At 43.6% G+C, this 21,823-nt stretch carries 19 protein-coding genes; 18 read left to right on the top strand and 1 reads right to left on the bottom strand.

Features of this window, described 5'->3' with window-relative positions; translation table 11 throughout:
* The first annotated feature begins 350 nt into the window (after window positions 1-350).
* The 5 genes from kdpB to G519_RS0121020 all read left to right on the top strand — a co-directional run bounded on the left by kdpB (window position 351) and on the right by G519_RS0121020 (window position 7,588).
* Complete coding sequence (gene kdpB / locus G519_RS0121040) at window positions 351-2,393, top strand: potassium-transporting ATPase subunit KdpB (protein WP_029196388.1); 2,043 nt, start codon at window positions 351-353, stop codon at window positions 2,391-2,393.
* A gap of 22 nt (window positions 2,394-2,415) precedes the next feature.
* Window positions 2,416-2,979 (top strand): potassium-transporting ATPase subunit KdpC, encoded by a 564-nt coding sequence (gene kdpC / locus G519_RS0121035; protein ID WP_051253554.1) that lies wholly within the window; start codon window positions 2,416-2,418, stop codon window positions 2,977-2,979.
* Window positions 2,980-3,056: 77 nt separating this feature from the next.
* Window positions 3,057-5,357: a histidine kinase gene (locus tag G519_RS0121030; RefSeq protein ID WP_029196386.1), complete on the top strand. Its 2,301-nt coding sequence runs from the start codon at window positions 3,057-3,059 to the stop codon at window positions 5,355-5,357.
* Between the two features lie 4 nt (window positions 5,358-5,361).
* The gene (locus G519_RS43885) at window positions 5,362-6,927 is read left to right on the top strand and encodes an ATP-binding protein (protein WP_064743498.1); all 1,566 of its coding nucleotides are present in this window, start codon (window positions 5,362-5,364) and stop codon (window positions 6,925-6,927) included.
* Window positions 6,890-7,588 carry a response regulator gene (locus G519_RS0121020; RefSeq protein WP_036633530.1) on the top strand — a complete coding sequence of 233 codons (699 nt, stop codon included), beginning with the start codon at window positions 6,890-6,892 and terminating at the stop codon, window positions 7,586-7,588. Before G519_RS43885 ends, G519_RS0121020 begins: the two co-directional genes overlap by 38 nt.
* A gap of 301 nt (window positions 7,589-7,889) precedes the next feature.
* On the opposite strand, the gene G519_RS53295 is transcribed toward G519_RS0121020, so the two are convergent.
* Window positions 7,890-8,678: a hypothetical protein gene (locus tag G519_RS53295; RefSeq protein WP_307720100.1), complete on the bottom strand. Its 789-nt coding sequence runs from the start codon at window positions 8,676-8,678 to the stop codon at window positions 7,890-7,892.
* Between the two features lie 265 nt (window positions 8,679-8,943).
* Between G519_RS53295 and G519_RS0121010 the strand changes: the two genes are divergently transcribed.
* From G519_RS0121010 to G519_RS0120950, 13 genes are all read left to right on the top strand, one after another.
* On the top strand, window positions 8,944-9,969 hold the full coding sequence (locus tag G519_RS0121010; RefSeq protein WP_029196383.1) for an HD-GYP domain-containing protein: 1,026 nt from the start codon (window positions 8,944-8,946) through the stop codon (window positions 9,967-9,969).
* Window positions 9,970-10,015: 46 nt separating this feature from the next.
* Window positions 10,016-10,354, top strand: a complete 339-nt coding sequence (locus tag G519_RS0121005) for a response regulator transcription factor (protein ID WP_029196382.1) — start codon at window positions 10,016-10,018, stop codon at window positions 10,352-10,354.
* 207 nt (window positions 10,355-10,561) lie between these two features.
* Complete coding sequence (locus tag G519_RS0121000; RefSeq protein ID WP_029196381.1) at window positions 10,562-11,323, top strand: YveK family protein; 762 nt, start codon at window positions 10,562-10,564, stop codon at window positions 11,321-11,323.
* Window positions 11,304-11,969, top strand: coding sequence for a CpsD/CapB family tyrosine-protein kinase (locus G519_RS0120995; RefSeq protein WP_029196380.1), 666 nt, complete (start codon window positions 11,304-11,306; stop codon window positions 11,967-11,969). Before G519_RS0121000 ends, G519_RS0120995 begins: the two co-directional genes overlap by 20 nt.
* Before the next feature lie 46 nt (window positions 11,970-12,015).
* The gene (locus tag G519_RS0120990) at window positions 12,016-13,299 is read left to right on the top strand and encodes an efflux RND transporter periplasmic adaptor subunit (RefSeq protein ID WP_029196379.1); all 1,284 of its coding nucleotides are present in this window, start codon (window positions 12,016-12,018) and stop codon (window positions 13,297-13,299) included.
* Window positions 13,300-13,320: 21 nt separating this feature from the next.
* Window positions 13,321-15,042, top strand: coding sequence for a hypothetical protein (locus G519_RS0120985; RefSeq protein ID WP_029196378.1), 1,722 nt, complete (start codon window positions 13,321-13,323; stop codon window positions 15,040-15,042).
* Window positions 15,043-15,054: 12 nt separating this feature from the next.
* On the top strand, window positions 15,055-15,273 hold the full coding sequence (locus G519_RS0120980; RefSeq protein WP_029196377.1) for a hypothetical protein: 219 nt from the start codon (window positions 15,055-15,057) through the stop codon (window positions 15,271-15,273).
* Window positions 15,274-15,343: 70 nt separating this feature from the next.
* Entirely contained in the window at window positions 15,344-16,129 is a 786-nt protein-coding gene (locus G519_RS0120975; RefSeq protein WP_029196376.1) for a hypothetical protein, read from the top strand.
* The gene (locus tag G519_RS0120970; RefSeq protein ID WP_029196375.1) at window positions 16,129-16,398 is read left to right on the top strand and encodes a PqqD family protein; all 270 of its coding nucleotides are present in this window, start codon (window positions 16,129-16,131) and stop codon (window positions 16,396-16,398) included. The genes G519_RS0120975 and G519_RS0120970 overlap by 1 nt, the downstream gene beginning before the upstream one ends.
* Before the next feature lie 16 nt (window positions 16,399-16,414).
* On the top strand, window positions 16,415-16,840 hold the full coding sequence (locus G519_RS0120965) for a signal peptidase I (RefSeq protein ID WP_051253553.1): 426 nt from the start codon (window positions 16,415-16,417) through the stop codon (window positions 16,838-16,840).
* 19 nt (window positions 16,841-16,859) lie between these two features.
* Complete coding sequence (locus G519_RS43880) at window positions 16,860-18,677, top strand: ABC transporter ATP-binding protein (RefSeq protein ID WP_051253552.1); 1,818 nt, start codon at window positions 16,860-16,862, stop codon at window positions 18,675-18,677.
* A complete protein-coding gene (locus tag G519_RS0120955; RefSeq protein ID WP_029196373.1) occupies window positions 18,646-19,671 on the top strand; it encodes a nucleotidyltransferase family protein in 1,026 nt (341 codons plus the stop codon). The genes G519_RS43880 and G519_RS0120955 overlap by 32 nt, the downstream gene beginning before the upstream one ends.
* Window positions 19,672-19,867: 196 nt before the next feature.
* On the top strand, window positions 19,868-21,808 hold the full coding sequence (locus G519_RS0120950; RefSeq protein ID WP_029196372.1) for a lasso peptide isopeptide bond-forming cyclase: 1,941 nt from the start codon (window positions 19,868-19,870) through the stop codon (window positions 21,806-21,808).
* Window positions 21,809-21,823 lie beyond the last annotated feature (15 nt).

Below are 21,823 nucleotides of genomic sequence, written 5' to 3'. Positions count from 1 at the left end.
TTCCTCTGCAATGCGGAAGGGATGGCAGCGCACGGGATACAGTCAGCGTGTAGGAAAATACGGAAGAGGCCAAGGGAACACTCTAAATTGGAAGAAACCAAATGCTTGGTTCAACAGGAGGGTAAGGAACATTCCCGTCAGTAGCACCTATTGGCATTGTCCCAAAGACATCGCAAGATCGTAAACACCTTTTAAAAATTTTCGTCCCGTTGGGACGGCTCCCGCGCCTTCGCTTGAGCTACGTTCACAACCGGTTCAAATTCATTTTTCAAGGAACAAAAAATAATAAGAGCAATTTCCAATTCATTAAAGAATTAGGAACTGCTCTTAGCATACAAGGAGGATTTACCATGGCTGTAGAACGCAAAAAAACAATGACAAAAGAAATTATGAATCAAGCTATCGTTGATTCGTTTAAAAAATTAAATCCTTGGGCGATGATCAAAAATCCGGTTATGTTTGTGGTTGAAATCGGTACGGTCATTACGCTTCTTCTTTCGCTCGCACCCGATCTATTTGGTACCACAGAAGTAGGGCGGGGTTATAATATCGCTGTGTTTCTGATCTTGTTATTCACATTGCTTTTCGCTAACTTCGCGGAAGCTTTGGCTGAAGGGCGGGGCAAAGCGCAGGCGGATTCCCTACGAAGGACGAAATCGGATACGAAAGCTCGTTTGGTGCAAAGGGACGGTTCTTATAAGGAAGTATCTTCAACTTCTCTCCGCAAGGGAGACGTGGTCCGCATTGAAATGGGTGAGATCATCCCGTCCGACGGTGAAATCATTGAAGGTTTGGCATCGATTGATGAATCGGCGATTACTGGTGAGTCCGCTCCGGTTATTAAGGAAGCAGGCGGCGACTTCTCATCCGTAACAGGTGGAACGCGTGTCGCTTCTGACTATATCGTTGTCAAAGTGACGACCGATCCCGGCGAATCGTTCTTGGATCGCATGATTGCGCTCGTGGAAGGCGCCAAACGGCAGAAAACACCGAACGAAATTGCTTTAACGACGCTGCTTGCTGTATTGACGTTGATCTTCTTAATCGTCATTGTGACCATGGTACCCATGGCGAAGTATTTGGACGTGAAATTGGAGATTTCCACGCTGATTGCATTACTGGTCTGTCTCATCCCGACAACAATCGGAGGTCTCTTGTCAGCTATCGGTATCGCTGGTATGGACCGTGTGACACAGTTCAACGTGCTTGCTATGTCGGGTAAGGCTGTTGAAGCTGCTGGCGACATCGATACGATGATCCTAGATAAAACAGGGACGATCACTTTCGGAAATCGGATGGCTTCGGAGTTCATACCTGTGAATGGCGTAGCCGCTAAAGACATTACGTTTACATCCTTACAAGCATCAGTGAAAGACGAAACTCCTGAGGGCCGCTCCATTGTGGAGCTTGCGAATAAGCTTGGGGAGACGTGGCAAGCAGATAGCTATCAAGGGGCAGAAGTGGTGGAGTTTACTGCGGAAACACGGATGTCAGGACTTAATTTAGCTGATGGGAAACAAATCCGCAAGGGTGCCGTCGACGCAATTAAGAAATATGTAGCAGCTATGGGCGGGAAAATTCCTAGTGATTTAGAAGCAGTTACAAACCGAATTGCCAAAGCCGGAGGCACTCCGCTGGCTGTCGCGGTTAATGAGCGGATTTATGGTGTTATCTATCTCAAGGATACGGTAAAACCGGGCTTGAAGGAACGCTTTGCCGAACTTCGCGCAATGGGTATCAAAACGGTTATGTGTACAGGGGATAACCCTCTTACAGCTGCAACGATCGCACTTGAGGCCGGTGTAGACGAGTTTATTGCTGAGGCGAAGCCGGAAGATAAAATTGCCGCGATTAAAAAAGAGCAGCAAGAAGGCAAGCTCGTAGCCATGACTGGCGACGGAACGAATGACGCTCCTGCGCTTGCTCAAGCCGATGTAGGACTTGCGATGAATTCAGGCACGATGGCTGCGAAAGAAGCGGCCAATATGATCGATTTGGATTCCGATCCAACCAAGCTGCTTTCTGTCATTTCCATCGGTAAACAGCTGCTAATCACTCGCGGAGCTTTAACAACATTTTCAATTGCCAACGATATTGCCAAATATTTCGCGATCATTCCTGCGATGTTTATCTTAGCTATGCCGCAGCTGCAGGCCTTGAATATTATGAATCTGGCTTCGCCGGAATCGGCTATTTTATCAGCGCTCATATTCAATGCAATTATCATCCCGCTCCTCATCCCCATTGCCATGAAGGGCGTTAAGTACCGGGCAATGTCAGCAGATAAATTGTTGTCACGCAATATTCTGCTCTATGGTTTAGGCGGTGTGATCGTGCCTTTCATTGGGATTAAAATCATAGATATGGTGCTTCACGGTTTAAATATCGTTTAAAGAGAAACGAGGAGATAGCGTTATGAAATCGGTTTTTATAGCTGTTCGTGTGTCTTTATTGTTCATGATCGTCTGTGGGCTCATCTATCCGCTCGTAACGACTGGTGTAGCCGGAGTGTTATTCCCTAAACAAGCAAATGGAAGTCTCATAGAATCTGGCGGTGTCGTGATTGGATCAGAATTATTGGCTCAAAATTTCGAGTCACCGAAGCTCTTCCATCCAAGAGCATCTGCCGCCAAGTATGATCCGACTGCTTCATCAGGCTCCAATACAGCGGTGGCTTCAAGCGATTATGCTGCGGCAATGGCAGAGAGTATTGATGCTTTGAAGCAAGAAAATCCTAATCTAACGGATATTCCGGCGGATTTAGTAACCGTGTCCGGCTCCGGTTTCGATCCGGATTTATCTCCGGAGGGGGCTAAGGCCCAAGTTCCGAGAATTAGCAAGGAAACAGGGATCTCTGAGAAAAATCTCAATGATCTCGTTGATCAACTTTCCAAAACGCGACAACTCGGAGTTTTCGGTGAGCCAAGAGTCAATGTGACGGAATTAAATATGGAACTGCTGAAGCAAGTGAAATTGTGAGATGAGCAGGCAACCACTCTCGGTTATTTATGAGAGTGGTTTCTGCACATTTTAGGGAGAAGGGAGAATGTTGCCATTTGGATGGTTTCAAAAGAAAAACACCGGAAGAAATCCTATATTCCATCTCTAAACTCCACCGCGGCAGTTTTAAAATATATATCGGCGCCGTCAGTGGATCCGGTAAAACCTATCATATGCTTCGCGAAGGGCAAAACCTCAAACAGCAGGGGATCGATGTGGTCATTTGCGCCGTATCAACGCTCCAAAGACCGGAAACCGTGGAACAATTGGGGGATCTGGAAAGAGTCCCAAGCATTCATTGGATCAAAGACGGGGTCGAGCAAAAAGATCTCAATTTGGATGCGTTAATCGAGAGAAATCCGGAGGTCGTCCTCGTAGATGGGTTAGCCCATTGCAATCGAGAAGGCGCACGGTTTCCGTCACGATTAGACGATATCAAGTTTTTACTTTCGAATGACATTAGTGTTATAACCACGGTGAATGTATATGAGCTGGAAGAGGCGATGGAGGTTGCTCATAAACTAACAGGCATTGAAGTAGGGCACTGCGTTCCCTCAGATACGTTGGAACTCGCTGATGAGGTTCGATTAATCGACGCGACGCCTGAAACAATATTAAGTCGATTGGGAGAAGGCCATTTAAAGGGGAATAAGGATACAGCGTTATTCAAACGCGGTAATTTAGGCGTGCTGCGAGAACTGGCACTTCGTCTTGTTGCTGAGGACGTTAATGATTCTCTGGAAGAACATCGCGAACAAATGGGGATTCTGGGTCCATCTGGTGCGACCGAGCGCATCCTTGTAACAACGCAGTATCATTGGAATGGTTCGATTTATGTGCGCAGAGGACAACAGATCGCTAAGCGATTGAATGGTGATCTTCATGTGGTCACGCTGCGTAATTTCAATAAGCCGCTCACCAAGGAGGCGGCCACTTTTCGCAGGGCGATTATGAAGCTTGTCCAAAAAATAGGCGGCAAATTTGAGGAACTGCCCTTTGGGAACCGTCGCAGCATCCCTCAAATATTGGTCGACTATGCGATAGCTCATCATGTAACACGGATTGTATTAGGTCATTCTAAGCAAACCAAATGGCAAACTCTTTTACAAGGCTCCGTCATCAATGGCGTGTTAAAAAGAACGACAAATATCGATGTGTTCTTGATTGCTGATCGTGCTTCTCAGGAGGGTGAACGCATTCTGCCAGCCCATATCCACTCTTTGAAGGAACCTTACAAATATAAACGATTGAGCAAACAAGAAGTAGAGGCGAAAATCGAAAAAATCAAACGCGGTAGATTTAAAGTCTACATTGGGGCTGCCCCAGGTGTCGGCAAAACGTATACGATGCTGCGAGAGGGCAACGATCTGCTCAAAAAGGGGATTGATGTGAAGATTGGTTTGCTTGAAACCCATGGAAGAAAAGAGACAATCGCACAGATTGGGGAACTTGACATCATACCGCGGGCAGAAATCCAGTATCAAGGTGTAAAGCTGGAGGAAATGGATACAGAAGGTATCATACGTCTTAGACCTGAAGTGGTTTTGGTAGATGAATTAGCCCATTCGAATGTACCTAGCAGTAAGTATAAAAAACGGTATGAAGATGTGATGGAAATTCTGGAAGCGGGCATATCGGTCATAGCAACCGTTAATGTGCAGCACCTAGAAAGCTTAAATGATGCCGTGGAACAAATTACGGGTATTCGGGTTAGGGAAACTGTGCCAGACAGTATTCTTCGCATGGCGGACGAAGTGCAGTTGATCGATGTTGCCCCTGGGGCCTTACAGCTTCGCATGAGAGATGGTAAAATTTATGCGATGGTCAAGGTGGATCAAGCGTTGAACAATTTCTTCAAAACAGGGAATCTGATCGCTTTACGGGAACTCGCGCTGCGCGAAATCGCTGATGATGTAGATGAACGTCTAGAATCTATGGAGCGCAAGAGCTCACTTCGTGGTCCATGGCGCAGAAAAGAAGTGATTTACGTGTGTGTCACGGAAATTTCACAAGCCGATCGCTTAATTCGCCGCGGCTTTCGGATTGCGCATCGGCTTAAAGCAACTTGGCATGTAAGCTTTATTGCGGTGGGAGGCGCAGAGGAGTGGAAACAGAAGCTAGAGTCATTAGAGCGGTTAACCAGTAGGCTCGGAGGAGAGTTTTCATACCAAGAGGTGGCCAACCGCAACCAAATCCCGCAGGTTTTTGCTTCCAAGGCAAGTGAGGCGGGAGCCACTCAAATTATTGTGTGGAAAGACGCTATTGTCAAAAAGCTTGTGCCGCTTGCTAGTACAATGGATGTGCTGATTGTTGCTGACTATGAGATGTGGCAAACTTCGGGAAATAAGGTAAAATGAACACATGGAGAATAAAACAAACGAGTTTATTAACTGGAAATCTTATTTAATTATCGCTATTTATATTGCAGTATCGACCCTATTTCTAAGAGTTTTTGGTCTTTTTTTGGATTTAGTTAATATTGCGCTGCTCTATTTATTTCCTGTTCTTTTTAGTGCTGTAAGATGGGGGAAGGGCCCCTCCTTTTTTGCTGCGGGAATGGGGATATTGGCGTTTGATTTCTTTTTTGTGCCTCCCGTCTTTAGCATGACGGTTGCAGATTTGCGTTATGTGATCTCTTTTATTGTATTTTTTTCCGTTGCAGCCCTAACGTCAAGCTTAGCTTCAAAGCTGCGGAGTCAAATCCATCATGCCCAGCAGAGAGAAGCAAATACGGCTGCTCTGTATGCGCTAAGTCGTAAGATTACAGCATTTTCAGACTTAGATGTACTATTGGATCAGATTGTTCAGCATATATCCGATACGCTTCAAGCTAAGGCTGCTATCATTTTGCCCAACCAGTTGGGTGAACAGCAGTTGGAAGCCTACTCGAAGGATGGCGGAGATTGGGCCAGTGATGAATCTCACCTGTCTATCGCCGCATGGGTGAACAAACATAATTCCATTGCGGGACGAGGGACTCTTACACTCAGTGAATCATCGGATCTGCATGTCCCTTTAGCTACGGATCAGCAGGTCCATGGCGTGCTTGCTGTGCATGTGGGCGATAGACATTTGTCGGATATGCCGGAGCTTATTCGGATCATCGAAGCACTCTCGGATCTTGCGGCCGTTGCGATATCTCGCGTTAAACTCGCGAATGAAGCCAAGGTGGCGCAATTGACTGCGGAATCAGAGAAGCTGCGTACCGCGCTGCTGGATTCGCTTTCACATGAATTGCGAACGCCTCTGGCAACAATCATAGGTTCAGTAACTGGACTTCTAGAAGGTGAAGACGTCTTCGGTCCAGAAGATCGACGAGAGTTATTACTAACGACTCGAGAGGGAGCTACCCGGATGAACCGGTTGGTCGGCAATTTACTGGGCATGGTTCGGATTGAGAGCGGCATGCTGCGTTTAAATAAACAGTGGTGTGGGATAGAGGATATTGTAGGTGTCGCGCTTACGCAATTGAACGACGCTTTGCTGCACAGAAAAGTAAACATACGTCTTGCGCCAGATCTTCCGTCTATACCTCTAGATGAAGTTCTTATTGAACAGGTGTTGATTAATGTCATTAGTAATGCTATTAAGTACTCGCCGGATGGAAGCGAAATTGTGATTGAAGCGGATCACAACCAAGCCATGCTTGATTTGACTATCAAAGATCAGGGTGCAGGCATTGCCTCAGCTGATTTGGAGCGGGTATTTGAGAAATTTTATAGAGGCCATTTAACCAAACATATCCCAGGAACAGGGCTTGGGCTTGCAATCAGTAAAAGCATTGTGGAAGCACATGGAGGCCATATTGCAGCCTTGAACAATGGGAATCGAGGAACAGCTATTCGGATAAGCTTGCCATTACAATTCGCTGAGAAAGACGGGGATGGGAATGACAACTACAGGAGCGAAGATCCTAATCATCGATGATGAACCACAAATACGAAAGTTGCTGCGCGTCACTCTAATTGCACATGGATTTGAAGCAGCTGAAGCTTCCACTGGGCAAGAAGGCTTGCTGCAGGCTACGATGGTGCGCCCTGATTTAATTGTTTTAGACCTTGGATTGCCTGATATGACGGGCATGGAGGTGTTGGCTCATATCCGCGAGTGGTCGCAGGTGCCCATCATTATTCTTACGGCTCATGACCAGGAACAGGATAAAGTTGCCGCTTTAGATCGCGGCGCCGACGATTATGTAACGAAGCCGTTTGGCATGGGCGAATTTATGGCCCGTATGCGAGTTGCCTTACGGCATATCGCCAAGACGCAAGATGAACCGGTGTTGAAACTGGGTCATTTAGTTATTGATTTATCACAACGTAGTGTAGAGCTAAATGATGAGAAACTCAAATTAACACCTACGGAATACGATTTGTTGAAAGTTCTCGCATTGAATGCAGGACGAGTAATGACACACAAACAATTGCTCAAACAAGTTTGGGGCGGTCAGCAGTATGAATCAGACAGCCAATACTTGAGAGTATATGTTGGTCATCTGAGGAAAAAGATTGAAGAGGACCCGACAAGACCGAAGTATATCCTTACGGAGCCTGGGATTGGATACCGTTTTGCTTGGCAGGAAGGCTGATAAGAAAGAAGGCTGTTATTCAATTGATATAATGTGCCGCTATTCGTTGATACTTAGAAGAAAGACCCTAGATTAAGCTGTTAAAAGATGGATCCCGTACGCAGAATTCACCGGAAGTCATCTTTTTTTATGCTCATTGCTAATGGTCAATAATTCGAAATAAAATTCGCATTTTGGAGTTATGAATACCAGTTGTGAATTGATTGTAAACGCAAAAAGACCCGAGAGATGTCACTTTTTTCAAAGTTCCATCTTCCGGGTATTAATTTACTATGAGAATAGCAGCCTTTTTCGTATTATTTTAACAAGTAAATGAGTCAATGAAGCGCAAATCGATACCGAAATACATCCAAGAGAACCCAGTCCAACGGAAGCCTGCGATTGAATTGCGTCCGACAAAGGTAGGGAAATACCAGAACTGCTGACCGTTGCTGAGCCAGACATAAGTGAAATTAAACAAGCAGCGGCGAATACTTCCCGGGTCTACGGCATAAGCGGAGGCACCTTCCGATTTAAACGGCTTCTGCGGTGTATAAGCTGGAGGCGCCGAAGTTGGAGCTTGCTCTCCTCCTTGCTGTTGCCCAGGAAAGCCAGGTTGGTCAGGGAAGCCAGGCTGCCCGCCAGATCCAGGGAAACCAGGATTCATGCCAGATCCAGGGAACCCAGGAGACATGCCAGATCCGGGAAACCCGGGAGTCATGCCAGATCCAGGGAACCCAGGAGTCATGCCAGATCCAGGGAAGCCAGGAGTCATGCCAGATCCAGGGAATCCAGGAGACATGCCGGCACCGGGGAAACCAGGAGTCATACCGGCTCCGGGGGTACCAGGAGTCATACCGGTTCCGGGGAAACCAGGAGTCATACCGGTTCCGGGAGCACCAGGAGTCATGCCGAATCCGGGTAAGCCCGGAAATCCGAAGCCGCGCGGATCGTAAGCTGGCACCCAATCATAAGCTTGGGGCACTGTATAGCCATACGGATAAGGAAAAGCTTGCGGATATGAAGCCGGATAGAACTGTTCCGAAGTTTCAGGTTGTACGGATTCAGTTTCGAATTCACGAAGTTCATCTTGTTTGTTGTCTGAAGCCATTGCGTAATTTCCTCCTTAGGTAGAAGCGGATTAGTCGATACTTACTATATGCAGCAAGGTAGACGGATGTCACGATGTGGATTTGACGTCAATTGAACAACAAAAGCAGACCAATAGTCCTACTTTTGATGGTTTCGAGAAATGACATAGGTGATTTAACCTACATTTTCCAGTGAAATACGGGATTCTGCTCCCATAGATTGTACTAATTTTGTCGTATATAATTGAAAATGGTTATATTTTGAAATAATTGGAGCGGGCTTTATTGAGAGAACTATTGGGTAAGATGTTGAAATACGATGTGACAACAAGCCATGGACTTGTCTTAGTACCAAGTCAATCGGTTCTCAATCAAGAGCATTTGGATTTGTTTCGACAGCATCGCATTGACTTTATGGAAATCATTACGACAACCATGTATGAGCATAAGCTTGTTTCTGTATCCCCACCAGATTCTTCCGAACTCCTTGTCCAAAAAGCTTCTCAATATGCCAAGGACTTATTCGAGCGTATTCAATCGCAGAAGAAGATTCCGCTGCTGGAAATCAAGAATGAATTGATTCCTATCGTTCTGCAGGCTGCTGAGAACCCCGATTTATTTCAATTGTTTGAAGCTGTCAAAGCGAAAGATGAGTACACGCATAAGCACAATATTGGTGTAGGCATACTCTCAACGCTGATTGGAAAATGGTTAAATTTAGCTGATAATGAAGTGGCGCTATTATCGCTGGCGGCAACGATGCATGATGTTGGTAAGATCAAGATTTCGCAAGAGATTCTGTTGAAGCCGGGGAAACTAACCTCAGAAGAGTTCGATGAAATAAAGCGACACACGATTCTAGGCTATAACATGCTTAAGGAAACGGTAGGGATTAACTACAGAGTAGCTCTGGTTGCTCTACAGCATCATGAACGGGCAGATGGCACCGGATACCCCTTGCAATTAAGGGATAGCCAGTTGGATCGAATGAGCCGAATTGTAGCCGTTGCCGATGTCTTTCACGCGATGTCCTCGAAGAGGCCTTATCATGAAATGATGCCCTTTTACGAGGTTGTAAGTCGGATGAGGAAAGGGTTTTTCGGAGAATTGGACCCCCACATTGTGTCAGTATTTCTTACCAATATGATTAATAATTTGATCGGCAGAACAGTAAAGCTAACCGACGGCCGCTCTGGCGAGGTCGTTTATATTAACCCTACGGATGATACAAACCCGCTTGTAAAGATTGAGGGGTCATTTCTAGACCTAAGTCGAGAAAGACACATCCATATAAGTGAAGTTGTGATATGAGAGATCGTTTGGCAATCAATTAGACATATATAAAGGAAGTTATCGGATGACAAATAGGTTGATTACAGAACATGAAAGTTACGTAAATGTGGAGCTAACCAAGGAACCAGAGCTGGTTTTTCATCAGTTTTTTGCGAATTACGGCCTCACGCAGCGTGAATCTGAAATTCTGTCTTTACTTGTTACCCATGGATACACCAACCGTGAGATTGCTGAAAGTTGTTACATCAGTGAGAAAACTGTGAAAATACATTTGGCTAATATTATGAGCAAAATTGGCATAGGCTCGATGCGGAAACTGCTTGCGATGCTACTGCAGCAGGCTCTAACCCTCTCCAATCGAACGAATGAATCAAGTAGAATAACGACAATAGGAATGAGCTAAAGCCCTAAGAGAAGACTCCTGAAAACAGGAATTCTTCTCTTTTTTTATGAAGATTTTACCTGATACATTTTGGAACCTAAGTAGCAAATATTTTATTGACATGATACAAAAAGTATCTTAAAGTAGTAATATCATCATGATACAAATAGTATCAAAGATTTCGTTATTTTCTACCAAATGCAAGTAGACTTCCTACGGAGGGGAATCATGGAGATCAATTTTAAAGAATATTTAATGATTATAAAGAAACGCTTGTGGCTCATCGTATTAGTCGTACTGGTGACAACGATTCTAACTGCTTTGTATACTTCATCCAACTATCAGCCCATTTACCAAGCTTCGACCAAGTTGATCGTTAACAAGACGGTTGAACAGGACCAATTAGGTAGAGAACAGATCGATTACGGAGCGATCGGTGTTAATATTGCCCTCATGAATACCTATAAAGAAATCATCAGGACCCCAGCTATTATGGATAAAGTTGTTCAACGTTACCCCGATTTAAATGTTTCCTCCGACCAACTCATCTCTATCGTAAATGTATCAAATTTAAATGAAACGCAAGTCATGACGATCGTTGCAAGACACTTCTCGCATGAAAAGGCAGTGAGAATCGCGAATGCCGTATCGGATGTCTTTCAAACCGAAATTCCCAAGATTATGAAAGTGGATAATATAACCATATTAAATAGAGCAAAAGTACAGGACAATCCCGCACCCATCAACCAAAAATCAAATCAATATCTTATTCTAAGCTTTGTAGGCTCCTTAGCTGTAATGATCGGTCTTACCTTCCTGCTGGATGCATTGGACGATACGTTAAAAACAGATGAAGACATTCGTCAGGTATTTGAAGTATCAACCTTAGGGTACATACCAAAAGTGAAAAGCAAAGCACTACGAACTAAGCAGAAAAATAAATCTAGAAAAAAAGCAGGGGAACCGTCATATGCCAAAACCATCCACTAATTCTGCGATTATGATGCAAATTCATCCGGATTCCTCCACCTCAGAAGCTTATCGGTCTTTAAGATTTAATATCGAATGCTCCGTTTTTGGACGTGAGGCGAAGACGATTACGATTACCTCATCGGGCCGTGGTGAAGGGAAAACGACGACAGCTATTAATTTGGCAGTGGCTTATGCTCAGATTGGCAAGAAAGTGATTCTGCTCGATGCGGATCTGCGTAATCCTTCCATCCATCTTGCATTTGGTGAAGATAATGGCATTGGATTGACGAATTATTTGGTTAATCAGAATGCATTGGAAGGGATCATACGGGAAACAATTGTTGAAAATCTGTCTATTTTGACCTCGGGACCTGTCCAACAGAATCCTTCCGGTTTATTGGCATCCAAAGCGATGGATAACCTCTTGGCAGAACTGAGAACCAGATACGACATGGTCATTGTGGATACATCATCGGTCTTAACGTTAACGGATGCGAAAATAATGGCGACCAAGTGCGATGGGGTGCTTCTCATTGTGGAATATGGCAAGGTGAAGCGTGGCGCAGCCAAGAAGGTGAAAGAGGAGCTTATGCTTGCGAAAGCCAAGCTGATTGGGGTGGTTATGAACGAAATAAAAGACCATCATGCGGAAACCTATATGTAGCTTTTGTCGGTAAAAAATTGTAGTAAGGGGAGCGAGTTTATAGCTAATGAGACAAAAAAGACGAAAGCCGCATCGGCGAGTCGTGAGAACCGCCTGCATCTTGACGCTGAGCATTGGAATTCTGGCCGGATGCTCCGAAACAGCCCCGTTAAATCCGGATGCTAATGCTGTATCTCAGGAGCAGGCTTTAAAAAATGTCAAAGTATTTAAGGTCATTAATCAAAAAATTGGAGATCCGCTCGAACGTGCGGCTGAAGTTCAATCTTCCGTTCAATTCGACGTCGTAGCCAAGATGGCTGGAGACGTTGATCAAATCCTGAAAAAGCGCGGAGATATGGTGCAAGAAGGAGATGTAATCGTCAAATTAAAGTCAAGCGAGATCTCAGCCCAGCGAGAAGCAGCGGACGCTGCTGTCAAAACAGCCCAGGCAGCCATAGAAAAAGCAAAAATTAGAGCAAAAAAAGAAATGGAAAGCCAGAAGCTGGAAATGAGCAATGCCATTCAAAAAATGGAGTTAGGCATGACGAGCTTGCTGCGAAATTACAATAAAATGAAGAACGACTATGATATTGGTTTGGTTACGAAAGCCCAGCTGTATCAGATGGAAAACCAAATGATGAATGCCCGCATGGATCTGGATCAGCTCAAGCAGAAACTAAGCATTTTGGAACCGATTGATGCTACTTCCGAATTGGAAGATCAGCTCAAAAATGCTCGTGTAACCTTGCAGCAGGTAGATCAATCCATGAAAAATCTTGAAGTAAAAGCCCCTGTGAGCGGCCTGTTATCGGAGATGCCGTTAGAGGGCTGGATGAGCTTGCAGCCGGGTGCTACCATTGGTGTCATTCAGAGACTGGATCCGATTAAAATTAAAGCTCAGCTATCGGAAGAAGAAACGAGACACTTAAGTGGCAAGACAGAGCTGTCCTACTATATAGCAGGAACTAAGACGATGTATAAAGGGAAAATTAGTTATCTCTCCAAAGTGATCGACCCGCAAACGAAAGCTTATGAAATCAACTTAGAAGTGCCTAATAAAGATTTGACCCTGAAGCCTGGCATGAAGCTAAGGATTCAAATGACAGAGGAGAAAGACCAAATCGTTCCCACCGTTCCAACCTATAGTATCGTTAAAGAGGGTGATGATGCCTTCGTATTCGTACTATCGGGCGATATTGTCGAGAAACGCAGCGTACAACTTGGCAGGCTAAATGAACCTAATCAAGAAGTGCTTTCAGGAGTCAAAGCAGGGGAATTAGTCGTTAAATCCAATCCTAATCAGTTAAAAGACAAAGAAAAAGTCCAAATGACGGCTATTGAAGAGCAATAATGAAAAATGGAGTGACTTGAATTGAAAATAAATTGGAAACATACCATGGTCATGCTCATCTTATCCGTCTCTCTCGTTATTCCATCTGCGTCCTTTCATGCATTGGCAGATGAGAAATATACGCAGTCATCGAGTACGACTAGCTATCAACTTACCGATGCGATCAAGGTGGAAGTTAAAAGCATTTTAAATGAATCAACCTCAGAAGGAACTAGGATTGCCGCCGTTGTCCGCATATTTAACGATGGAGACCGCTTGACGGGGGTCCCGGAATATGAGGTTCGTGTCAAGACACAAGAAGGCTTGGAATATATCATGCGTCCTAGTCAAGCTAATGTCAAAAATATTCAACCCAAAGAAACTGCCGAGCTTAGTTATATGAATGTTGTTGATCGTTATGACACTTTTTCATTGACCGAACTCTCGTGGTTGGATGTGGATGAATTCGTCTATCCCAAAGAAGAAAAGAGAATCCTATCTATTCCCGTATCCGCCATAGAATGGAAAGGGGAGAAGGCCGTCCTTTCTGATCCCGCCATGATGAAGAAATGGGAAGATACGTTTACGATTCCCGTGTTATCGAGCACAGTAGAATACAAACCGGTTAGCCTGAATGAACAAAATACACCAGATGGCCCTATGACGATTGTAGGTTTGCTTGCAACGAATAAGGGGGATAAGAAAACAACGATACCCGATTTTCGAATAAACGGGGTATCTGAGAAAAAAGTGTATGCCGGCAAACGGCTCGAACAAGATAAGCTGTTACTTGAATCAGGTGAGCAGCAATATGTCCACTATGCCATACCAGTCAGGAATAGGATGGAACTGAAAAGCTTATCCATCCTGACACCCGAAGACTTTGCGGTTGATGACAAAACGCACAACAATTATTTAATAGGCAGATTGACGATTGCATTGCCGGAAGCTGCCAGTAATCTGCGCTACTTGAATTCTTTAGTAGAGTATGAATGGAATAAGCCGATTAAGTTTGATCCGTTATACAAGTTGATTCGGCCTGAAGTAGATGTATCCATGGTTGATCTGCAATTGCATGAAAGCGCTGGCGGCGGCTTTAAAGCAGCAGTTGCTAAGTTCAAGCTGCTCAACCATAGCGAAAGTCCATTGCAGGTTCCTCATTTCCAGGCGGAGCTGTCGAGCAAAAGCGGTAATAAATACTTAGGCACCAGACAAAGTACGCTGGTAGAAACGCTTATTCCTAATATTAGCTACGTCATTTACTATTCATTTATCATTCCGAGTACGGAGACAGGTGAACAGTTGGCCATGCAGATTTTGGATACGAAGAGTGTTGAGCCCTACAATATTCCGCTGGCTGCCTTCAAAACAAAGGTTATGGAAGAGACAAGTGATAAGTCCCTTGCCTTCTACCCTTTTCAAGTTACTTTGAATGATTGGTCGACAGGAGCCAACTATAATATGGCATCGGGAAGCTTACCCTACTCGTATAAGCTGAATTTGGATTTCAATATCAAGCTTCAGGATGAAGTCGTCGTCGATCAAAGCTTCTCCAAGATGAGGCTCGAATTGGCTGATGCCAAAAACAGAATTATGGTAACGAAGGTTCTTTCGTTTACGGGTGAGAACAAGCTGGTTAGCGGCACACAGACCATTAATTTTGACTTGGATCGGTTTGAAACAACGGTATATCTTCGTATATACGAAATTATTGATACACCCTTCGGGGAAGCAAGACGACTTATCCAAACTTTGAAACGATAGGAGAGTGAAACGATGGAAGAAAATACGAAGAGGGAACAAAAATTGTATGCGCGCCCCATGGTTTTAAGTCAACAACCCGTTCGATTTGAGACAGCTCAAAGCTGGAATAAGGGGAAAGGTAACCTAAATCACCCGGGTACAGGGAATGGCGGCATTAATTATCCGAACCCTCCGTACACCGGACCGCATAATGGTAACGGAGGCGGCAACGGTAACGGTAAGAATAAGTAAGTTTGTCCAAGGAGGTCAATAGTAATAGGCTATTGACCTCGAATTTCAATTCGACCTCAGGGGATGAAGCATGGAACTCTTTCATACACAAATTGGTGAGCATGCCATTCAATTGATTTGTCAATCAGAAGCATTAATGTGCATCATGCGTAAGAATTTCCCAGCTGCGGATCTGATCGTAAGTAAACCTGATATCATTATTTATATCAAAGAGGGATATGGAATTTCCTTTGTTGATTATGACGTCGAAATTACCAAAGAAGTCGATAGCATCTCCTTCCGCAGGGCTGATTATTTGATCGAAGCAGAATTGGATTATCGTTACGCTGTTATTTCCGTAAACAATGAATTGGCTTTAAAGCATGCCCTAATGAATATGTACAGCTCCTATGTGGTTCATCACAAGTGGGGACTGTTAATTCATTCTTCCTGCGTCATGGATAAGGGAAAAGCGTATCTGTTTGCAGGCCATTCAGGTGCTGGTAAATCTACCGCCGCTAAACTATCAATGCCTCGTAACCTTCTTTCCGATGAAGCAACTGTTGTCAAAATTACGTCGGATAAGGTGATCATCTTTAACTCCCCATTTCGAAGTGAGCTGGACCGAACAACAGGCGCAGAAGAAAATAGTCCGTTAGCAGGGATATATTTATTGAATCAGGCCGTCGATAATCACATCGTTCCGCTTAGTAAGTCGAATGGATTCCTTCATCTCATGGATAAAGTGTTTTATTGGTCTCACAGCCCTGAAGAAATCGGGGGCATACTTCAATTATTGCAGCAATTGGTCAATTCGGTCTCGATTTGCGAGCTGCATTTTCAAAAAAACGATACATTTTGGGAGTTGATTTCGTAATGACCCAGTACCTTCGGATGAATGATTATGAGTCTATTCAATTAGATATGGAATGGATTATTTTGAACACAGATGAGTATACCTTAACGAAGTTAAACGGAGTGGGTGGATTTTGCTGGTCATTGCTTGGCGCAGCTCAGACGGTTGGCTCTATTAGCGAAGCAATTCGAAAGGAGTACGAATTTGTCAACGAAACGGTAGAAGAAGATATTGAAGCGTTCTTGAACGATATGATTGGACGCGGCTTGGTTCAACATGCAGTTTCATAAGGAATTTGTACAGATAATGACTCATGCAATTAATAAAAGAGGATGGATCGAGCTTCCAGCTCGTGGAACGAGTATGTATCCTTTTATTAAGAAGGGGGATATTTGCCGTTTTGTTTCCACGCAGGCTGCAAACCTGAAGAAAGGCGATGTCATCCTATTTCATACACCTCATGGTAACTTAGTCGCCCATCGTTTCTGCCGATTGGTAACTAGGAACGAGCAGTTGCATTACCTTTGTAAGGGAGATACCAACTTAGCGCATGATGAGGCTATTGCACAGGAGCAGTTAATTGGCAAGATGACCTGGATTAGGCGGAATGGGCGGATCATCCATGTTTCGAGTCTACCCTCATATGTTTGGGGCCAAATTGTCCTCGCATTCCCAATGATATCGCAATTGTTAAGAGGTTATTTAAATCGAAGAGAAAGCACGCAAGCCTAGACTTTCTATGGAGTGACCTATGACTGGAATAATACGAAGGTACCTATTAACCGTAAGGGAATACATAACTTTCAAGGATATTCAGAGAACCTATACCTTACTGAGTCCATATATGCTGCAGCACTGGAAGGCGTATGCCATTCTCTTTTTCTTGTTATTCGTTGATATCACCCTAACGTTGGCCTATTCTTGGTTCTTCGGAAACCTGACGGACGCTGCTATTCAAAGTAATTTCGTACGAATGAAGTGGTTAATTCCAATTGGAATTAGCTTTGTTATTCTTAGTATCTCTTCGACTTATCTGAATACCGTTTTTGAAACTATTGCAACAAATGCTGTGAAGAGGGATTTTTCCGTACACTTATTTAAACATATATTGCTTCTATCTGGAAAGCATGTGTCCAACCACCATTCTGGTGAGCTGATGTCTCACTTCTCCAATGATATTCATAACATTAACGGTGTTATTGGCAGAAGCCTAATTGACCTTATAAGACTCCCCTTTATTTATTTAGCTGTTTTGATTTATTTGATGCAAATTAGTTGGAAATTAGCGCTCATTTGCGTACTAGTCGCTCCGATTGCAATGCTATTTAGTATTATCTTCGGTTTATTACTCCGTAACAATGGCAGATTGGTTCATAACCTGATTGGAAATATTAGTACCCTTCTAAATGAAACATTTCATGGTTTACAAGTCATTCGATCATTTACCATGGAAAAATCAATATTTGCGAAATATGTTAGTAAAAATCAAGAACTCTATGCCCTAGAGTTAAGGAATGCAAAATTGCGTGGATGGTTTTATGTAGGGGGGCATGCTGTTTCTACGATAACTTTTCTTGTAAGTCTCTGTATGGGTTCGTATTACGTCTCATTAGGTTTAATATCAGTAGGTTCCTTGCTAATTTTTGTTAACCTGGTTAACCATTTGGTTTATCCATTGACAGAGCTCGCCGGACAATGGGCAGGCTTTCAAAGATCATCTTCAGCTATGGAAAGAATACTCAAAATCTTGGAGCAACCAACAGAATCAACTGATTTACCGTTAGCCGTCCAATCTATGCCATTGGAGAAGTCTATTCAGTTTCAGGACATCACGTTTAGCTATGATGGACATAACAACATTTTTGACCATTTAAATTTGCAGATCCCGGCCGGAAAGGTCGTTGCCATAGTCGGTTTGAGCGGGGCAGGAAAAACGACATTATTTAATCTGCTCTTAGCATTTTACAAACCGCAATTAGGTCAGATTTTCATTGGTGATCGTTCTAGTGAAGCATTCTCGCCTTCCGAATTAAGGAGTTTATTTGCCCATGTTTCTCAAGAAACCTTTCTATTTGGCGGTACGATAAGGGAAAACCTCCTATTAGCTCGAAAGGGTATTACGGATGCGGAGATGATGCAGGCTGCTTCGATTGCCAACATCCATCCTTACATCATATCTCTTCCTCATGGCTATGACACAGAAATTGGGGAAAGAGGGGTAAGGCTGTCCGGTGGACAAAAACAACGTATGGCTATTGCCCGCGCTGTGTTAAAAAATGCCCCGATCCTCCTGCTGGATGAGGCTACCTCCGCCTTGGACAATGAGACAGAACATCAAGTAAAAGAAGCTCTACACAGATTAATGACTGGCCGCACAACGCTTGTCATTGCACATCGATTATCGACTGTTCAAAATGCTGATGTCATCATTGTCATGGACAAAGGGAAAATTGTCCAAACAGGACGTCATCACGATTTAATGATGGAGAATGGACTGTATCGCGGTTTAAATCAGATTCAGAAAAGGGGAGAGCTCGTTGATCATTACTTTGATACAAGCGTTATATGATCCAAGAGTCCCCATACCCCAGGAAATAGAGTTTTTTGATAAGGCACTCGAGGATATTGAGTTTTTTGATATATCACCGCAGATTTATTGGTTATTAAAGCAGCGGGGACAATTGGTGCAAATGCCGCCGTTTTTTCAGGAACAGTTACAACAAAAATATAACGGCACCATATATCAAAATATGTTTATCCGAAGCCAAACGAAAATAGCATTAGAAAAACTTGAAGAAGCGGGAATTCAGACGATCCCTCTTAAAGGCACTTTCTTTGCTGAAAAGTATTTTGGACACTTAGGAGCTAGAGGTACGTCCGATATTGATCTTTTGGTGCAACCTTTTGATCTGGAAAGAGCTATTCATTGTGTAAAATCACTGGGGTATATAGAGCAGGAACGGATTCCTTCTCACTTCCATTGGAGCTTCAGTAAAGAAATACCTGAATCACCAATTCCTCTGACAATTGAGTTACATTGGGATTTGATGAAAGAAAAAACATCTGATATAAATATGGATGAATTCTGGGAGCAAGCCACAGCCATAGGATCATACCGGTATATCAAGGAATTATCGGATTACCACACGTTCTATATGATTTGTTTGCATGGTTGGAGGCATAATTTGTGTTCTCTTAAATATTTTTTGGATATCATCCAGATGATCCATATCCTGCAGGATAAAATTGATTACATCCGTTTACAGAAGGATGCTGCTACCCACAAAACCTTGAGAAGGACCGTCAGGACACTAGCCATTGTTTACCACCACTTTCCACATCTAGCAGGCATTAAAGAGCTGCCCATTAAAAAAGGAATCAACCTTTGGTGGCAATACAATGCAATTAGAGATCGAAATTACAAGACATACATACAATATGTAAATTGGGTCTATTATGAATTTTTCGATTTTGATTCGCTTGCGCATACTTGGGCAGCGCTCGTTAATTTCACGTATAGCATAGGAAATATGAGGTTATCGCATAAGATCAAAAAGATGTAGGAAGTTGTTGACAGTGATGATAGAAGATGATATTCTGAGGTTGTTCTCGATAAAGAACGACTTTAGGGAATGTAAATGAATTTCTTACATCGTCATGTAAGCCAATAGAAGTAAATCCATGCATAGAAACGTTCTTTAATGAGAACATCAAAAGGGCGAGATTCCCTTTTATCAGATAGCAAAGTGGAGGAAAAGAATGAGTGCAATAGCCGGAATCTTTCACCTAGATCAAGAGCCAGTGAATGCTGAACATGGCCATAGATTGATGCAAGGATTTGCAAAGTATCCTTCAGATGATGTTCAGACATGGAAGCAGGGGCAAGTTTTCCTAGGCTGTCATGCACAGTGGATTACACCCGAATCGGTCGGTGAACGAAATCCGTACTATGATTCTGAAAGAAAGCTGGCCATTACAGCAGACGCGATCATTGATAATCGTGAGGAATTATTTCAACTACTACAAGTGGAGTATGGTCGGAGAAATGAAATGCCTGACAGCGAGCTGATACTGCTTGCTTACCTGAAATGGGGAGTAGACTCGCCGAAATATTTAGTGGGTGACTTCGCATTTATGATTTGGGATGAAAGAAACCAGCGGCTTTTTGGTGCAAGAGACTTTTCTGGAAGCCGAACACTGTACTTTTTCCGGAATCGCGAGCGATTTGCCTTCTGCACGATCATCGAACCACTGCTACTATTACCCTATGTGAAGAGGGAGTTGAATGAACAATGGCTCGCTGAATACTTGGCTATCACTTCAGTGGTGGATACGGTGGATGCTTCATTAACGCCAAATAAACATATTGAACAAGTACCTCCATCTCATAGCATTTCCGTAGTTGGAGATCAAATAACGCTTACCAGATATTGTACCATAACTTCTGGGAAGGAATTAAAACTAAGCTCAAATGAAGAGTATATAGAAGCGTTTCAAGAAGTCTTTCAACAAGCTGTAACAGCACGCTTGCGTACTTACCGTGGCGTGGGGGCTCACTTGAGCGGGGGATTAGATTCAGGCTCAATCGTTAGCTTTGCGGCAAAGGGTCTACGTGAGGGAAAGAAACAACTGCATACATTCAGTTATATTCCTCCAAATGATTTTGAAGATTATACGCCTAGATACCTAATGCCTGATGAAAGACCTTTTATTCAATCGACTGTACAGCATGTAGGTGGGATCAGAGATCATTACTTAGCTTTTGAGGGGGCGAACTCCTACTCAGAAATCGACGATTACCTGGAAATGATGGAGATGCCATACAAGTACTTTGAAAACTCCTTTTGGATCAAAGGTATGTTTGAGAAGGCTCAAAAGGAAGGAATCGGGGTACTGCTAAGCGGTGCGAGAGGGAACTTAAGCATATCATGGGGATCTGCCTTGAACCATTATGCGCTCCTTTTGAAAAAGATAAAGTGGATTCACCTCATTCAAGAATTGCACCACTATAGCAATACCGTGGGAGGACCCAGACTGCGAAGGCTCCCTCTTGTGGCAAGAGTCGCATTTCCATTTATTGATCGGCTGTTTCCTTCGGGTAAGCCCTATACATTTCCAAGAATAATTAATGAGGAATTTGCGCAAAGAACGAATGTTTTCAAAAGATTAAGCGAGTTTGGCATCGATCATACAGGGTGGTTCTCCACATCGAATATTTATGAACTAAGAAGAAGGCATTTTGCAGATGTGTTCCATTGGAATGCTACCAATACGCTGACAACGAAATTGTCCCTGCGTTATGCATTATGGCAGCGCGATCCAACCAACGATTTGCGCGTCATCCGTTTTTGTTTATCTGTGCCCGAAGAACAATATGTTCAAAATGGCATGGATCGAGCTCTTATCAGAAGGTCAACTGAGAAATTATTGCCTGATAAAGTTAGGTTAAATCAACATTATCGGGGAGTTCAAGGAGCGGACTGGCTGCATCGTATGATTCCGTACTGGGATACATTTGTAGATGAGCTGAGGAAGCTTAGTGCAGACCAAACCATTCTAAAGTTTCTGGATGGTAAAGTCATCCAAGCAGCTCTCTTAAAGGCTGAGGGTGGAGCCCGGCCGGAAGACGCTACGGATCCTGATTATAAGATTCTAATGCGCAGTTTAATTCTATATCGATATATGAAAAAATTTGCTTGAAAGGAGGTGAAATAT

Source organism: Paenibacillus alginolyticus DSM 5050 = NBRC 15375 (assembly GCF_000422905.1).
Taxonomy (GTDB): Bacteria; Bacillota; Bacilli; order Paenibacillales; family NBRC-103111; genus Paenibacillus_E; species Paenibacillus_E alginolyticus.
The sequence above is the reverse complement of the archived record's forward strand: the minus strand, read 5'-3'. Positions and strand labels throughout refer to the sequence as shown.

Coding starts and splice junctions, on each gene's coding strand:
- kdpB (WP_029196388.1), top strand. CDS start 351: ATGGCTGTAGAACGCAAAAAAACAATGACAAAAGAAATTATGAATCAA.
- kdpC (WP_051253554.1), top strand. CDS start 2,416: ATGAAATCGGTTTTTATAGCTGTTCGTGTGTCTTTATTGTTCATGATC.
- G519_RS43885 (WP_064743498.1), top strand. CDS start 5,362: ATGGAGAATAAAACAAACGAGTTTATTAACTGGAAATCTTATTTAATT.
- G519_RS0121020 (WP_036633530.1), top strand. CDS start 6,890: ATGACAACTACAGGAGCGAAGATCCTAATCATCGATGATGAACCACAA.
- G519_RS53295 (WP_307720100.1), bottom strand. CDS start 8,678: ATGGCTTCAGACAACAAACAAGATGAACTTCGTGAATTCGAAACTGAA.
- G519_RS0121005 (WP_029196382.1), top strand. CDS start 10,016: ATGACAAATAGGTTGATTACAGAACATGAAAGTTACGTAAATGTGGAG.
- G519_RS0121000 (WP_029196381.1), top strand. CDS start 10,562: ATGGAGATCAATTTTAAAGAATATTTAATGATTATAAAGAAACGCTTG.
- G519_RS0120995 (WP_029196380.1), top strand. CDS start 11,304: ATGCCAAAACCATCCACTAATTCTGCGATTATGATGCAAATTCATCCG.
- G519_RS0120990 (WP_029196379.1), top strand. CDS start 12,016: ATGAGACAAAAAAGACGAAAGCCGCATCGGCGAGTCGTGAGAACCGCC.
- G519_RS0120980 (WP_029196377.1), top strand. CDS start 15,055: ATGGAAGAAAATACGAAGAGGGAACAAAAATTGTATGCGCGCCCCATG.
- G519_RS0120975 (WP_029196376.1), top strand. CDS start 15,344: ATGGAACTCTTTCATACACAAATTGGTGAGCATGCCATTCAATTGATT.
- G519_RS0120970 (WP_029196375.1), top strand. CDS start 16,129: ATGACCCAGTACCTTCGGATGAATGATTATGAGTCTATTCAATTAGAT.
- G519_RS0120965 (WP_051253553.1), top strand. CDS start 16,415: ATGACTCATGCAATTAATAAAAGAGGATGGATCGAGCTTCCAGCTCGT.
- G519_RS43880 (WP_051253552.1), top strand. CDS start 16,860: ATGACTGGAATAATACGAAGGTACCTATTAACCGTAAGGGAATACATA.
- G519_RS0120950 (WP_029196372.1), top strand. CDS start 19,868: ATGAGTGCAATAGCCGGAATCTTTCACCTAGATCAAGAGCCAGTGAAT.